Genomic DNA, 13,772 nt, shown 5'->3' with positions numbered 1-13,772 from the left:
TCTCCAAGGTTCGCGCGGTCTCCTCGCCCTCGGCCAGCACCGCGTCGAATATCTCCACTGACGCCTAAGCACCACATTGCTCACCCACTGCCCTTCCGTGCCGTCGAATCGTCGCGGTGAACCGATAACGACGATTGCACACGACACCGATGCCCGCAGCAGTTCGATTGGTAGTTCCCGTGCAGGTACCCGAGGACACGAACATCCGTCGAACTATGCGCACTGCCTGCGGGCGACAGGTCGCAGCTGGTAGAACCGAGGCATGGCCTCTGCTCAGGAATTACCTAACTCAATGTCCGAGGAGGCCCCTTGATCATCCCCCCGGATCCGATGCAGCTCTTCGACGGGCAGCGTGCGTTCATTGCATTCGGCGCTCCGTGGAAGGACGCCGTCATCGCCCTCATGGATCCGAGGTGCGGTTACGACCCGTGGAATTACGACGACGGGATGTCTCCGGGTGATGTGCTGATCACCGTGATAGACACACAGCCGCGGGTGTTCGGCTGCATCGAGCTCATCGGATGGGATTCTGCGACAGACCGGTTCACCGTCGCCGACACATGGAACCTCGTCACCCTGCCAGCGGTACCCGCGTGGCTGTCCCTGCCGACGCATCCGGGGCCCCTCGATCACGACACCGGCAGCTATCTCTTGGAGATTCTGGGGACTCAGCGATGGGGCGGACGGCTGTACGAAGCCGGAATCGAATCAGCCAACACATCCGAGGCCGCACGCATCATGATGAACAGCGGCGGACAATGCACGCACTGCGACGAAAACATCGGGCTGGCACGCAGCGACGCACGCGAACGCATTCACACCTACGTCTGTGAAGCCAATTCACATGTGGGCGATCACTATTCGGACTGGTCAGCGGCGCTGTGCACGAACTGCTACGTAAAGATGAGCGCCGGCGGATTCACAAACTATCTGGACTTCCGGTTCTCCGCGAACCCGCCGTGCCCACGGTGTTCGTTTCGCCGGTCGGTCGGCTACGTCTCGCGACCCTATGCCGATGATCTGCCGGCAACGGAATCACCATGGGAGTTCTACAGCGAACCTCATCGGCAGTGGGACAATCGTGGGTATTGGTTGTGCCACCACTGCCACTTCGTTTTCGGTGAATCGCCCGAGATCGGTGACAGATTCTTCTGACCGGCGTTCGCGTCGTAGCCCTCCGATACGGTGCATGTGTGACAAGAACGAGGATAGCTGCGTGACGGACATCAGCGGCGCGCAGTACTTCTACTACGCCTCGTACGACGGCGACCACACCGTGACGGTCGCTCGTGTGAGCGACGCCGACTTCGACACGTACCAACGCTACGACGTCGAGCGCTCGGCTTGGATCATCGACGACGAGATCAACATCGAAAACGAAGACGAAGACGAAGACTGGAATTCCGTGACGGTCGACGAAGCAGACTCGTTGACCGAACGGCGAGCGTTCGGGCTCGACGGCACTCCCCCTGGCGATCCTGGCTATACGGCGGCCGTCGACCTCGATCTGCCTGTCGCCGAGTTCGACGAATCCGCGCTCCAGTCAATACGCGCGAGCGCCCCCAATCTTGTTGACGCACGGGTGCGTTCAGGCAGCACCGGGCAAGCCCAGATCGTTGTAGACATCCCACACACCGGGTGGTTCGCCGCCGGGTCGGCCGGCGTCGCTGTCGCTCGCCACATCGAAGTGCACTGGCCGATCCTGGCGGTACAGATCTGCCGGACCGACCTGTGGAACGACGGCGAGCAAGTGGTCCATTGGTTGGCACCGGACTTTGCGGAGGTACTCGACAGCCGTGCCGACGACTGCGTCCTCACGCTCGAGGTCGTGCCCAACCCCTGGGCCGGTCGGGATTTGGATCGCTACTCGTTGCCCGGGGAGACCTCGTACCTGACGTCGACGGGAAGCGGCAGTGCTCAGCTGAACATTCCCAGGGTGAGCAGAAACTGCGTCGATGAGGCGGAGATGTCCTCCAAGACCGCGCACCTCCTGAGTAACGGGTTCTCCATTGCCCGCATCCGAGTGAGTCGCGCACGATTCTACCGCCACGAATATCCTGTAAGCGGATCGTTTCCGGCTACCGCACCTCCATCGGAAACAGTTTCCCCTGGTTGGCATTTCGGTTCATTCATGTCGTCCGAGCGATTCGTCGTCATCACTGACCTCGAACACGATTTCACCGGTTGGGCGATAGAGGTCACGCAGGACGACGACGTGAACATGGCACCGATCTCGGCAAAGATTCTGTATCGCAACGACAGCGAGGATCTCAACCTCCACCCCCAGGGAGAGATGCTCCACGGCTTTGCCGCATCCGTCGAGCCCGGCGCTCAACTGATTGCGTTCGTCACCGCGTCCGGAGCGCGCATCGAGGTCGATACATGGAACTACATGACCGAGTGGCTGACCGAGTCCCTCGCGGATCAACCGTGCGCACTGATCATCGACCTCGGGCCGAGTGACTACATCCCTAGCGAAGACGACGAGAACGACGTGGTGTGCGTCCAGTTGATCGTCATGGCCGACGACGTGTTCATGGTCCGGCGCTCGCGAGTGGAACTCGGACACCTGATGTTCGCCGACTACTCCACGGACTACGTCGAGCTCGATCGGTGGTACCTCGCCCCTCATTTCGACGACTGCACCGACGGATACCTGTTCACCAAAGATCGACGTCTGGCGGCGGAAACCTGCGTCACCTGGTTCCGAGACAACCAGGGAGCTATTGAGCCCAGCGCCATCGGCTGCGAGTACCGCTACCCCGACGAACTGCTTCCCAGTGATGATTCGACTGAGTCCTGAACCACAGACTTCGCGCGCTTGTCATCTCGCAGTCAACGAGAACCGTCAGTTCGCACCCGTCAGCTGACGAAAAACAGAATCAACCCCCCAGCATGAACAAGGCCTTGTCGACATCACGCGCGAGCCACGTAATGTTCTGCGCTGCAAGCTGAGTTCTGATGTCTTCCACGATCTGCATGTAGCGTCGATACTGCCCGCGACTCGCTGTTGTTCTCACGCCAAGACCCTTCAGCGCCGCAACGGCCCGCCTGTCGAAAACAGCCATGCGCTCCGGTGCCGCAGCGAGGATCAGAGCCGACGCCAACGCGTCGCCGGAGGAGAAGCCGGGCAAGTCACTCAGAGCGCTGCGAGCCTCACCCGCTGCAACCACGGTATCGTCCGCGTCGTTGTTTGCTGCGACGTACATTGCCCCAGTTGCTCGTCTAACCACGGTGTCCGGCGTTCTGTTCAATGCCATGACCCACGGGGTATCGGCCCGCAAACGCTTCCAGAACAGCAAAGCTCCGATGTCTGCTTTGCCCAGGCTCTTTGCGTCCTCAACCCGGGCCACCACGTCGAACAGGACCTCGTCGTAGGCTTCGGACGCCGCCGCGTCGTAGGCAACATGCGCGTCGACAAGGCGTCGAAGCCCGTTGGCTTCGAGAATCATTGCTGATGCACCGGTGCCAACTCCTGAACGAATCGACCTGAGTCTTCGTACATGCACCCGACCCCATGCTCCGTGAGCAGAGCGAGCAAATCATCGACCGGCTTGTCAGGAAGCAACATTGAGACCGCCGGTTTCGAATCGATGTGCCTTCGATAGTCGAGTAGCTGCCCCAACGCCATTCGGACAGCCTCTCGTGAGCTAGATGCCTTGGCCTCGTAAAGAACATTGTCCGTGTGGTCAAAAATGTCTGCAAGAAGCGAGCGCGCGCCATCATCGACCTTCATCTGATAGCTACTCACGTCCGAGTTCCGCTTGACCAGCGTGGCCGCGAATCTATGCATCATTTCGCTCTCGGCACGCCGCGCACGGTAAGAAGAGAAGCTCTCGACGTAATACTCCTTGATCCGGTTTTCCTCCAACGGAATACGTCTTGATGAGGGCTGGCCGGGAGCACTTCTGCGTCCGCCGAGCCAAGGGTTGTCGGTGGCGCGGCCCAAGTCTTCGATGTGCCTCGCCCACAGCTCGGCCAGTACGGACGCCGACGGCTCTTTGATCAGCCGACCTGAGTTCAATACTGGGAACTTGAAGTCGGTCAGAGCAGATTGCACTTCTTCGACTGGTAGGCGGTCTTCGTCGGCAAGCATCACGTCCCAGCTGACGTCGACGTACTTTGCTTCGCGGCCGCTGTCGCCCCAGTGCTCGCCAGGGAAAATGCCGTCCGAGATGAGCTCACCGGCCGCTACAACGCCACGATTTGCGCCTGTGCGCAGCATGAAAAGACGATCCCCTACCAGGGGATCGCCATAGCCTTGGCCGAAGCTCCAGAAATCCGGATAAGTGAGACCCGCAGCGGTTTCTTCGATCATCTCCTCGCGAACAGAAGGATCGAGGCCTTCGTCACTTCCGTTCCACAGTACGAAAAAGCTCTTGTTCATTTCCATACCATCTCCTTTGGTCGCATTCATTCACCGTTCAAGAGCACAGCAACCACTTCGCACAGGTGCCGCACTTCCGCCACCGTGGGTGCCAATTCGTACGCATGGTGGTGGCAGGCATTGCTCAGCCTGTTCCACGCCACCGACGCGGCGTCCGCGCGTTCCGTGGTGTCCAACGACCTCAAAATCACCAGCCGCGATCGCATGCTCGGTCGCTCGATGTCCACGCCCAACGCCACGCAACGCTCGATTACCAACTCCTCCAACGCCTGGCGGGCGAGGAACGCGGCTAGACGCGCGGATCCGCCTGCAGCACCATGATTTCCGTCGAGCAGCAGTTCGGCATTTCTCAACACAACCGCCGGCGACGTTGCAGCAGTCATTCGGCGAGAATCCCGTCGACCATCTTCTTCAGGTCGTTGACCACTTCCCAGGTGATCGGGCGATCCGAACCGTTGTGAGTGCCGGCATTCGCGATGTGGAGCGTTGGGAAGCGTTCGGTGCGGAACCCGAGCCACTGCGATAGGTCACGTTCGGAATCCTGGTGCACGGCCAGAGCAATCTTGTTGCGCGTCTTGTGCACTGCCGACCACCGCTTCTCGGTCACCATCCGAGACTCCCCCGCCCGGTGTTGCTTTGCGTAGAACACCTGCTGCGCGGCCGATTCCAGAGCCAATCGGAACAAGCCGGGTGCAACTCGCCGCTTGACGTCCTCGGGCACATTCTCGTCCAACACCAATGCCCGCACATCGTTGAAATAGCGGGTCGCTTGATTCTGAGTCTCGGAAACGCTGATGTTGGAACCTGGTTCGCGCATGACCTCGACGAGCCGAGCGTCGACCGCGAGTTGCCTGATCGCAGTGGCCAATCGGTCGTCGTGCGAGAACACGATGACCTGCCTGGTCTTCGCGAGCGTCGACAGCACCTTGATGAAGCCATCGATCTTCGCCGGATCCATCGCCTGGATCGGGTCGTCCAGCACGATGAATCGAAACGGACTGTTCGGCGTAGTCGCTCTCGGTATGAACAGCGCCAATGCCAACGCATGCAGCTCGCCCTGACTCATCACCGACAGTGCCTCGGACTCCACGCCGTCGACCGAGCCGGTCATCACCACTCGCCTGCTGGTGTTGTGGCCCACCAAGTTGATCGCACCGATGTCGACATTGCTTTCCTGGCGCAACTCCGCCCAGATATCGCGCGCCTGCTCGGCAATCGGAGCAAGCCGCTGATCCCTCAATTGCTTGGCATGCGAGGCAATCCACTTCTTGGCCGTGTCGACGTTCTTGACGGCCTCATCCGCCTCTCGCGCCGCGGATTCGAGAGTGGCCCACGCGGCCAGACGTCCAGCAATCGGTGCCCATGTGTCCTCACGCTGAGCCGCCGCTTCCGTGGCCTCGGTGCGCAGTGCCTCAGCAGACTCGATAACCGCGGGGATCGTCGTAGCCAAGTGATCCGCCACACCGGAAGAACTCGACGGTTGCTCTCGCACGACGGCGACGGACTTTCGATACTCGGACAAGGAAGGCAAGTCGACGCCCTCCACTGCGGTGGCGTCGGCGATTCCGTTCCCCAGTTCGACTGCGGCACGTTGTGCTTGGTCGAGTCGGCGGCGGCTGTGCTTGTAGGCGGCCAGTTTCTGGCTCTGCTCGGCAAGCTGCGCCCGCGAGTGCTCGGCCCACGCATCGTCGAGCGTCCCCGTCGCGCAGACCGGGCACTCGATAGTGCCCGTCTCACTGTGCAGTCGCAGGGCCGCATCGAGCAGATCGTTGCGCTGCTCCACCGCCGACAGTGCCTCATCAGCCGAATCCGCGGTATCGGCCGCAGCTGCCCGGAGCTCGGCCACCACCTCGTCGACACGCTGCTGCGTCGGGGCGCTCAGCGCTGTGAGCCGCTTCAAACCGATAAGCGCGGGCGATGCCGATGCGTTGGCTCCGGTGGCGAGCGCCAGCACCGCGTCGAGATCCGCAACCCGCTTCTTGACAAGGTCTGCAGCAGTTTTCGCACGATCGTCCGACGCATCCGACAACGAGGTCTTGAGCTGGCGCAGGCTTTCCGCTGCTCGTTGCCGGGGCCCCTTGATCTCCTTGAGTACCGCTACCAGTCGCTTCTCGGCATCGGTGATCTCGTCGAGTCCGAGGAGTTTGGCCAGGGCGTCGTGCAGGGTGGACGGCGTCGCGTCGAACAGTCCGCCGATTTCGTCGTAGGACAGGATCGGGCGATGTAATTCGACGGCAGACTTCCAGCCGAGTGCGTCGGTACCGTTGCTGCGCTTCTGCTTTCCCACCTGAGTCCAGGTGGAGCATCCCTTCAGCGCGGCATCTGAAGTCCAGTCGACACCGACGACCGTCGGTTCGGATCCTTCGATCGTGAGCCCAACCCGTACTTCACACGGGTCTCCCTGGTGCAGATTGCGCCATGTATCAGCCCACAGCTTGGCCTTGTTCTCCCAGCGGTAACTCGAACCGGTGATCGCGAATTCGAGGGCCTCGGCAAAGCTCGACTTGCCCGATCCGTTGCGGCCACTGACGATCGTGATGCCCGGCGCGGGGTGTAGCTCCAGCGCCGCTTTGGGCCCGATACCGCGGAATCCCGCGACAGTGATCGAGGTCAAAAACGCACCGACCGGCTCTTCGACGAGCTGGCTACCCGACGGCTCCGGAACGTGCGGGGTCGAGATGCCGTCGAGTAGCTCTTGCAGTGCTGTCGGCCCTTCCAGGGCTGCAAGAACGAAGTACTTTGCCTCGTCGGACAAGTCATTGTCCGCGTCGATGGCGTCGATCACCAAGTCGACGAGTGGCCTGTCGACAGCATTGTCGGCAACGGTCACCGGCACTCCCCTGTTCGTTCTGATGGCTAACCAGACCCCACAGTTCCATATGGGACCGACAGTTCGCAGGGACTTCGGAAACGCCACGGAGTGTGTCGGTACCCGATGCTTCGATGGCGGTATGTCACGACTCGACGAGGGGTTCCCGCCTCCCACGGCCTGTGTGCAGTGGTGTCAGCACCGCAGCTACGACCTGCATGTCCTCGACGACGGTGTGGAGGTGGACCTGGATTGGTGGAACGGCCACCTCGACCGGGCAGGTCATGACCTCCGGCTACGCGGCCGCAACCTCGACGGAGAAATCGTCGAGTACGGTGGCGCAACTGTGCAGCGCAACGATCTTCGGATCGGAACCGATCTGGCTGTAGGCGAACATGATTCGCTGGGACTGCTGTTTCTCTGCGCGGCCTGGCAGGGCAGTCACCGGCATCGCAGAGCGATGCGGCGATTCCCCGACGTCATGAATCCGCACCTCAGCCGTCCCGACGAGAACCCCGTCGCCAAGACTCTGGCTGTGCTCGACAGCTGCGTCCGCAACCGCGTAGTGCCCGAACATCCGAACTCGACCTGGTCCGGCTGGCCCGACGCACCGGGCGTCGGAATGTCCTTGATGGCCACGTTCCTGTGGGCGGTGAAGGCGTCGGTCTACGGCGGCCCGGCGCAGCTGATCGACCAATACGGAGTCTCGACACTTATCCACGAAGGGTGGCTCGAAGATCCGTCCGTCACCGGATTCACTCGTCGCCGCTACGACCGCTACGTCGAACTCATCACCCACTGGGCCACCGACATCGGCACCAGCCCCGAGCTCGTCGAAATGTGGCTCGTGCAGCGCTGGAGCGCCCGACTGAACGAAGCACGGAACGGTCGCTACACCGCGCCCACCTTGTTCTGAACGGTCGAGTACCCACGCACCCCAGACCGACTTCCGCCCGCTCGTGACGACGCCCCGGCCGGCAAGCGGCCATGATGTAGCGATGAGCATGCAGCTGCACGGGCGACTCGGTCAGGTGCATCCCAGATGGTTCACCACGGCATTCTGGGTGATCCTCGTGGTGTCCACGTATTGGTTGGTCTTCCACTCGGATTGGCAATGGTGGCTTCTGCTCGCCGCATTCGGCGGAGCGGCCAACTACTGCTGGTGGCGGATGCGACGGCCGCAAAAGCTGCGCACACTGTGGGCACTGGCCTGTGGCCTGATCGCTACTGCCGCCCTGCTTTCCGCCGGGTGGGCACTGCTGACTCCTTTCTCGGTGTCCACTGAAAGCGTAGGAAACAACCGAGTCGTGTGCGGCTCGATCGTCAACAGGGTCCAAGACGACGACCTCCGCGAAACCGACGGCACGTCGGGAGAACTCATCGTGCGGGATCGACCGATCCCACAGAGCGAGTTCGTACGCGTATGTGCCAACAATGCGGACTAACGCACGAGCGACGTAGTGGGGGCTACCGTCATCGGGCTGTTGTTCGCCGTTCGCGCGACCGGCCACCTCGTTCGGCGAGCGGACAGCACGACAGACGAGGCGACACAGTCGTTCAGGTCGTGAATCGTTCACGGCGTCCTCGGCAGCCTCACTTTCCTCACCCGACTGGCATCGACAATCGGTACGACATCTCGCGCGAAAGCATTACTTACGGAGAGTATTTCGACAACACGACACCGGCAGACGTGGCTGCGGGTGCTACCGCGCCATCCCCACCGATGCACTGTCGGAACTGACAGGCATTGGATGGACATCAGAAGCGGGGTTGTCAGGACACTCGACCACCTTCTACAGTTATCCGTAATTACGGAATAACAGATAGGAGAGCTCGATGCGACGCTCGATCTGGATCTCGACGACCTGCGCGGCCGTGCTGTTGGTAGGCGGATGCGCCACCGCCGCCGACTCGAGTGCCGCCACTCCAACGCCGGAGAACTGCGCTCCCGTCACCTCGACGGACCTCGCCACCGAGGACGGGTGGATCGGGCTCATCGATCAAGCACCCGACACCGTCAGCCTTGTCATCGACGACGGTCGCGGCCGAACCGTCGAACATCGGGCCGACGAGGAACAGGTGCTCGCATCGGCGATCAAAGTGGTGCATCTCGCCGCCTACGCCCAGGCAGTCGCGGACGGCACCATCGACCCGAACGAGCAAGTGCCGCTCATCGATTGGGAACGCTGGTACGTACCCGGTACCGACGCCGGCGCACATCCGGCCGCCTTGGACAGGTTGGGCATAGCGAACGACGGTATTGCAGCCACAGATACCGCGGCCACGGTACGCATCGACGACATGGTCACGGCCATGATCCAGGAGAGCGACAATTCGGTTCCCGACTATCTCCGGTATCGACTCGGCGACCAAGCGATCATGGATGCCGCCGCCACCGGAGGGTGGGAGAACTTCCAGGTACCGAGTCTGGTGACCGACATTCTGTCGCTGTACGACCCGGCCCTCGCCGACGGTGACCGATGGGAGACCGCGCAGAGGTGGGCGTTCGACCCACAGTTCCGGTCCCAGGTCAGCGCAGCCATCCAACCCTCGACCTACGAGGAACAAGCCGACCGAGTGCAGAGCACCTTTCGCGGCGCCTCGGCAGAACAACTCAACGGCATGTATCGCGCCTTCACCGACGGCACCTTCGGCGATGCGTCCGACACCGTTGTGCGCCAATTGGAATGGCAGCCCGCAGGCGACGGTGTTCTCGGGGTCGGCTTCAAGGGCGGCAGCCTCGCCGGCGTTCTGACCCAGGGATTCGAGCTGCGCCGCAACGACGGAACGGTCGCCACCGCAGTGTGGCTGATCGATGGCCTCCCCGCCGACAGATTCGAACAGGCCATGACCCAATTCGGCGTACAGCAGCAACTCATCGTCGAGGCGATGTTCTCGCCCGAGGTACTCGACCGGATAGCCTGCGTGGTGTGAGCGCAGAGTTCGAGTCGAGACTGGCAGAGTTGGAGGCGCGCGTCGCCGAGCTGGAACGACGCGACGCTCCCGAACAGCTCGATGCCGCCCCGTCGACGGGCGGCCTGATCGCCTACCAAGGCGACGTCCATCTGCACGGCACGGTCCGCTGGGACATCGGCTACTCTCCCGACGCCATCGTGGAGTTACCCGTTCCGTCGGCATCAGAAGTGCTTGCTGCTCTGGGACATCCGGTGCGGTTGCAGATCGTACGGACACTGCTGCGCGGCTCGGCGAACGCGGCGGATCTGCACGCGGCGGTGGGAGTGGGCTCGTCCGGTCAGATCTATCACCATCTCAAGACGCTCAGTTCGGCGAACATCGTGGAGCAGCACGGCCGAGGAGACTATCGAATCGCCGCCAAACGAGTTGTGCCACTACTTGTCTCGATGCTCGCTGCCGCGGATATCGCTGGCGATCTGGGTACCTGACCCCGTCGCGCAACCGTCGGATCACGGCACGAACAACACACCCAACCCGGGAATCAGAGCGTTCGATGCCGGCGGGGCTTGCCACTGCTCCCGATTGTGAGTGACCGTCACGACCACCGGGCCCGCCCCGGTCTGCGCGGTCACTTCGAGAGGCAGATTGACCGGATATCTCGGCTCCGCGTTGATCGGTAGCGATGGGTTCTCGAGGGCTTCCCAGTGCCGCAGATCGACCGCTCCGACGGCTCCGGTGTCGAGATTGCGCCAGTTCACCGTCAGGAAGCGGTAATTGAACTGGTAGTAGTACGGCCTGATCGCCGCGGCCGCGAAGCGCACCTCACCCGGCTTCTCACCTACTGTCGCCTCGATCGGAATCGTCTGAACGAGTCCGCCTGGGACACCGGCCGGACCGAACTCCGGCCCCGTGACGACAGGAACCAGAAGCTCGGACGTCAAGGGTGCCGCCGTTGCCGTCCCAGCGCCGACACCCAGAACCACTGGCACGGCGAGCGCCAGCGCAACTACTCCGCGTCGTAAAGATGTTCGCATTGTGTGCCTTTCGATACGCGTTCGGATCAGGGGACGTAGATCAGACCCTTGCCCGGGATCAGGGTGTCGGCGTAGGGCTCGCCGTAGTGGTAGTCGCGGTAGTGCGTCACGGTGATCTCGACCCAGCCACTTCCGGTGGGCAGAGCTACTTCGCGCGGGTACTGCTCACTGTGTAGCGGCGGCAGGTCGTTGGGCGGGCCCGGGTTGGGGTTGTCCTGCCAATGCCGCAGTCCCGCGCTTCCACGGAAGCCGATGTCCCAGTTTCGCCAGTTCACACCGAGACTTCGGTACGGATACTGGTCTGCATACGGCGCGATATTCGCCGCGGACAACAGCAGAACACCCGGCTCGGTACCGACCGTGGCCTTCATCGGAATGGTCTGGAACAGCCCACCGGGCACTGCGCCCGGTGCGATCTGAAAACCGGTGACCACCGGAATCTGGAGCAGCGTGGTCTGCGGCGCTGCCACGGCCGTTCCCGCGCCGAGACCCAGAATCAGGGGAATCGTCAGTGCGATCGATACGACCCCTCGCCGCAATGACTTTCGCATACAGCACGCCTTTCGATCATGTCGCACAATCGGATACCGGATCGTTCATGACATCGAACCAAGAACTCCAGGTTGAACCTGAAACATCAAGTGGTTCTTGAGTCTTACCCGACCCACCCTCGCAGCCAGAGCGACAAAAAGACCGCTCGTATACCGATTCGTGACGGGGTCGTGACACGAACGACGTTAACAGACCACTTGGCCCGTTCGATTCACTGATCAGAGGTGATGCACTCCGCAGCCACCGGTGAGGACCATCGAATGAGGCACGTCCGCACGATCGTGGCCACCTCCGCAGTGATTGCAGCGACTACATTCGCAGTCACCGCCTGCGGCTCCGAGGAGCAGGCGAGCGCCGAAGCAGCGACCGTCACCAGCGCGGCGGCTCCGTCGGCCAACGCGTACTCCGACTCCGACGGTGGCAGCGGCTCAGGCGGATTCGGGCAGGCTCCCGACGTGATCACCCCGGCACCGCAAATACCCACCGCCGAGGGCCCACCAGCCGTAGCGCCCGCGCCCAACCGTGACGAGGCCAACGTCGATGCACGTGACTTCGAGCAGGCCAGCAGCCAATACTTCTTCCAGTCCCCCAGCGGGAACGTGTTCTGCGGATTCAACTCCTCCAATGCGCCCGGGACCATCGTGGGCTGCCAGGTCCGCTACTCGGTGCCGGGCAACACCGGCCGCGAGTGCCTCAACACCGAGAACAACACTTACGGGGTGAAGATCAACCAAGACGGCACCGTCGAACAGATCTGCACCAATCAGGGCATCTTCGTCGGCGGACCTGAACGCCCTCGAGTCCTGGAATACGGCCAGGTCATCGGAGTGACCGGCACATTCTGCCGCTCCGACGAGGCAGGCATCACCTGCTACGACGGCGACCGAGGCTTCATGATCTCCCGCGACGTCAATATCGCGTTCTGATGAGGGGGTTCTGGAAACTCACGCTGACCGCAGTGCTCACCACAGCTGCACTGACGGCGTGCGGCAGTCAGGAAACACCTGCTGCTGATCCGGCCCCGTCCACCGACGTGGGCGTGCAGATGCCGGCACCTCCGCAGGTGACCGTTGCTGCGCCGACCGATTCCACCGGTGGCGACGCGGAAGGTGTGGCAGAAGCACCACAGGCGACCGAATCGAACCCGACCGCCTCCGACCCCGCGAACAACACCGCACCTATCACCCCCGTCGACCCGGCTCGATACAGCGCGTACGGCAATCAGGTGGGCTGGAAGTCGCCGTCGGGCAACATCTATTGCAAGATCGGCGACATTGAATTCTCGTCCGGTTGCCAGGCAGCAGATGCTCCGATACCCGACGGCGCGAACTGCGTCACCCCGTCGTTCACCATCGACCAACTTGGCAAGGGCTTTTACATGACTCCGGGGAAGGTGACGCCGACATGCTTCAACCAAGGCGAATTCGGTGTCGAGAACGCACAACCGTTGGAATACAACACATCCATCACGTTCAACGGATTCACCTGCTTCTCCCGCGTCGAAGCGATGATCTGCGACGCGGGCGGCGGACACGGATTCGTGTTGTCGATGCAGCAGGCGACATCCAACTGATCAGCGAGCCTCGTCCAGGCGGGCCTCCATGACGAGGTCGCGGCCAGCCTCGTCATGTCCCAGTAGTCGATCTACCCGACCGCGGTGCCCTCGAGTTCGACCAGCAAACTGGGGATCGCGAGTCGGGTGACCCCGAGCAGAGTGCTGGTCGGCTTGACGCCCGCCGCGCCCAGCCGCGCCGCCAAGTCGCCGTAGTGCGGCAGCAACGCGTCGACATCGGTGGTGTAGACGTTGAGCCGGACGAGGTTCGCCAAGGACATATTTGCTTCGGCAAGAACGGCTTCCATGTTGTCGAGACACAGGAACAACTGCGCGCCCATGTCATCGGGGTGCTGAGGTGAGCCGTCATCGCCCGTCGCTGTTTGGCCGGAGAGATAGAGCGTCCGGGCCTGCCCCGAGACGATCTCCCCCTGGTTGAATCCCATGTCCACCGACCATCGCACCGGGTTGACTGCCGTTCGTTCCATCGACGCGCGCTCCATTCGATTGTTCGGGTGTGCA

The 13,772-nt window shown here is 62.2% G+C and carries 15 protein-coding genes; 8 read left to right on the top strand and 7 right to left on the bottom strand.

Annotated features, from left to right (window positions below; all coding sequences use genetic code 11):
- Window positions 1-309 precede the first annotated feature (309 nt).
- Both AB0362_RS19235 and AB0362_RS19230 read left to right on the top strand, forming a co-directional pair.
- Window positions 310-1,155 (top strand): hypothetical protein, encoded by an 846-nt coding sequence (locus tag AB0362_RS19235; RefSeq protein WP_317533662.1) that lies wholly within the window; start codon window positions 310-312, stop codon window positions 1,153-1,155.
- A 61-nt stretch (window positions 1,156-1,216) separates the two neighbouring features.
- Window positions 1,217-2,803, top strand: a complete 1,587-nt coding sequence (locus AB0362_RS19230; RefSeq protein ID WP_317533663.1) for a hypothetical protein — start codon at window positions 1,217-1,219, stop codon at window positions 2,801-2,803.
- Window positions 2,804-2,882: 79 nt separating this feature from the next.
- Here the strand turns inward: AB0362_RS19230 and AB0362_RS19225 are convergent, their stop codons facing one another.
- From AB0362_RS19225 to AB0362_RS19210, 4 genes are read right to left on the bottom strand one after another with little or no spacing between them, the layout of a single operon-like run.
- Window positions 2,883-3,452, bottom strand: coding sequence for a hypothetical protein (locus AB0362_RS19225; protein ID WP_317533664.1), 570 nt, complete (start codon window positions 3,450-3,452; stop codon window positions 2,883-2,885).
- Window positions 3,449-4,393, bottom strand: a complete 945-nt coding sequence (locus AB0362_RS19220; RefSeq protein ID WP_317533665.1) for a hypothetical protein — start codon at window positions 4,391-4,393, stop codon at window positions 3,449-3,451. The genes AB0362_RS19225 and AB0362_RS19220 overlap by 4 nt, the downstream gene beginning before the upstream one ends.
- A gap of 20 nt (window positions 4,394-4,413) precedes the next feature.
- Window positions 4,414-4,770 carry a hypothetical protein gene (locus AB0362_RS19215; RefSeq protein ID WP_317533666.1) on the bottom strand — a complete coding sequence of 119 codons (357 nt, stop codon included), beginning with the start codon at window positions 4,768-4,770 and terminating at the stop codon, window positions 4,414-4,416.
- Entirely contained in the window at window positions 4,767-7,217 is a 2,451-nt protein-coding gene (locus AB0362_RS19210; RefSeq protein ID WP_317533667.1) for an AAA family ATPase, read from the bottom strand. Before AB0362_RS19210 ends, AB0362_RS19215 begins: the two co-directional genes overlap by 4 nt.
- Before the next feature lie 121 nt (window positions 7,218-7,338).
- Here AB0362_RS19210 and AB0362_RS19205 point away from each other — a divergent pair, with 121 nt between their 5' ends.
- The 4 genes from AB0362_RS19205 to AB0362_RS19190 all read left to right on the top strand — a co-directional run bounded on the left by AB0362_RS19205 (window position 7,339) and on the right by AB0362_RS19190 (window position 10,600).
- A complete protein-coding gene (locus AB0362_RS19205) occupies window positions 7,339-8,112 on the top strand; it encodes a hypothetical protein (protein WP_317533668.1) in 774 nt (257 codons plus the stop codon).
- A gap of 82 nt (window positions 8,113-8,194) precedes the next feature.
- Window positions 8,195-8,641: a hypothetical protein gene (locus AB0362_RS19200; protein WP_317533669.1), complete on the top strand. Its 447-nt coding sequence runs from the start codon at window positions 8,195-8,197 to the stop codon at window positions 8,639-8,641.
- A 391-nt stretch (window positions 8,642-9,032) separates the two neighbouring features.
- Window positions 9,033-10,130: a serine hydrolase gene (locus AB0362_RS19195; RefSeq protein WP_317533670.1), complete on the top strand. Its 1,098-nt coding sequence runs from the start codon at window positions 9,033-9,035 to the stop codon at window positions 10,128-10,130.
- Window positions 10,127-10,600 (top strand): helix-turn-helix domain-containing protein, encoded by a 474-nt coding sequence (locus AB0362_RS19190; protein ID WP_317533671.1) that lies wholly within the window; start codon window positions 10,127-10,129, stop codon window positions 10,598-10,600. Before AB0362_RS19195 ends, AB0362_RS19190 begins: the two co-directional genes overlap by 4 nt.
- Window positions 10,601-10,621: 21 nt before the next feature.
- Here AB0362_RS19190 and AB0362_RS19185 read toward each other — a convergent pair whose 3' ends face one another.
- Together AB0362_RS19185 and AB0362_RS19180 are read right to left on the bottom strand one after the other, a co-directional pair.
- Window positions 10,622-11,146 (bottom strand): hypothetical protein, encoded by a 525-nt coding sequence (locus AB0362_RS19185; RefSeq protein WP_317533672.1) that lies wholly within the window; start codon window positions 11,144-11,146, stop codon window positions 10,622-10,624.
- A 26-nt stretch (window positions 11,147-11,172) separates the two neighbouring features.
- Window positions 11,173-11,697: a hypothetical protein gene (locus AB0362_RS19180; RefSeq protein ID WP_317533673.1), complete on the bottom strand. Its 525-nt coding sequence runs from the start codon at window positions 11,695-11,697 to the stop codon at window positions 11,173-11,175.
- Between the two features lie 261 nt (window positions 11,698-11,958).
- Between AB0362_RS19180 and AB0362_RS19175 the strand changes: the two genes are divergently transcribed.
- Window positions 11,959-12,624, top strand: a complete 666-nt coding sequence (locus AB0362_RS19175; RefSeq protein ID WP_317533674.1) for a hypothetical protein — start codon at window positions 11,959-11,961, stop codon at window positions 12,622-12,624.
- Window positions 12,624-13,271 carry a hypothetical protein gene (locus tag AB0362_RS19170; RefSeq protein ID WP_317533675.1) on the top strand — a complete coding sequence of 216 codons (648 nt, stop codon included), beginning with the start codon at window positions 12,624-12,626 and terminating at the stop codon, window positions 13,269-13,271. The genes AB0362_RS19175 and AB0362_RS19170 overlap by 1 nt, the downstream gene beginning before the upstream one ends.
- 71 nt (window positions 13,272-13,342) lie before the next feature.
- On the opposite strand, the gene AB0362_RS19165 is transcribed toward AB0362_RS19170, so the two are convergent.
- The gene (locus tag AB0362_RS19165; RefSeq protein ID WP_317533676.1) at window positions 13,343-13,738 is read right to left on the bottom strand and encodes a RidA family protein; all 396 of its coding nucleotides are present in this window, start codon (window positions 13,736-13,738) and stop codon (window positions 13,343-13,345) included.
- Window positions 13,739-13,772 lie beyond the last annotated feature (34 nt).

It is taken from the genome of Rhodococcus sp. NPDC079359 (genome assembly GCF_040702585.1).
In the GTDB taxonomy this organism is placed as follows: Bacteria; Actinomycetota; Actinomycetes; order Mycobacteriales; family Mycobacteriaceae; genus Rhodococcoides.
Note: the sequence above shows the minus strand (reverse complement) of the source record. Positions and strands in the feature narration are given on the sequence as shown.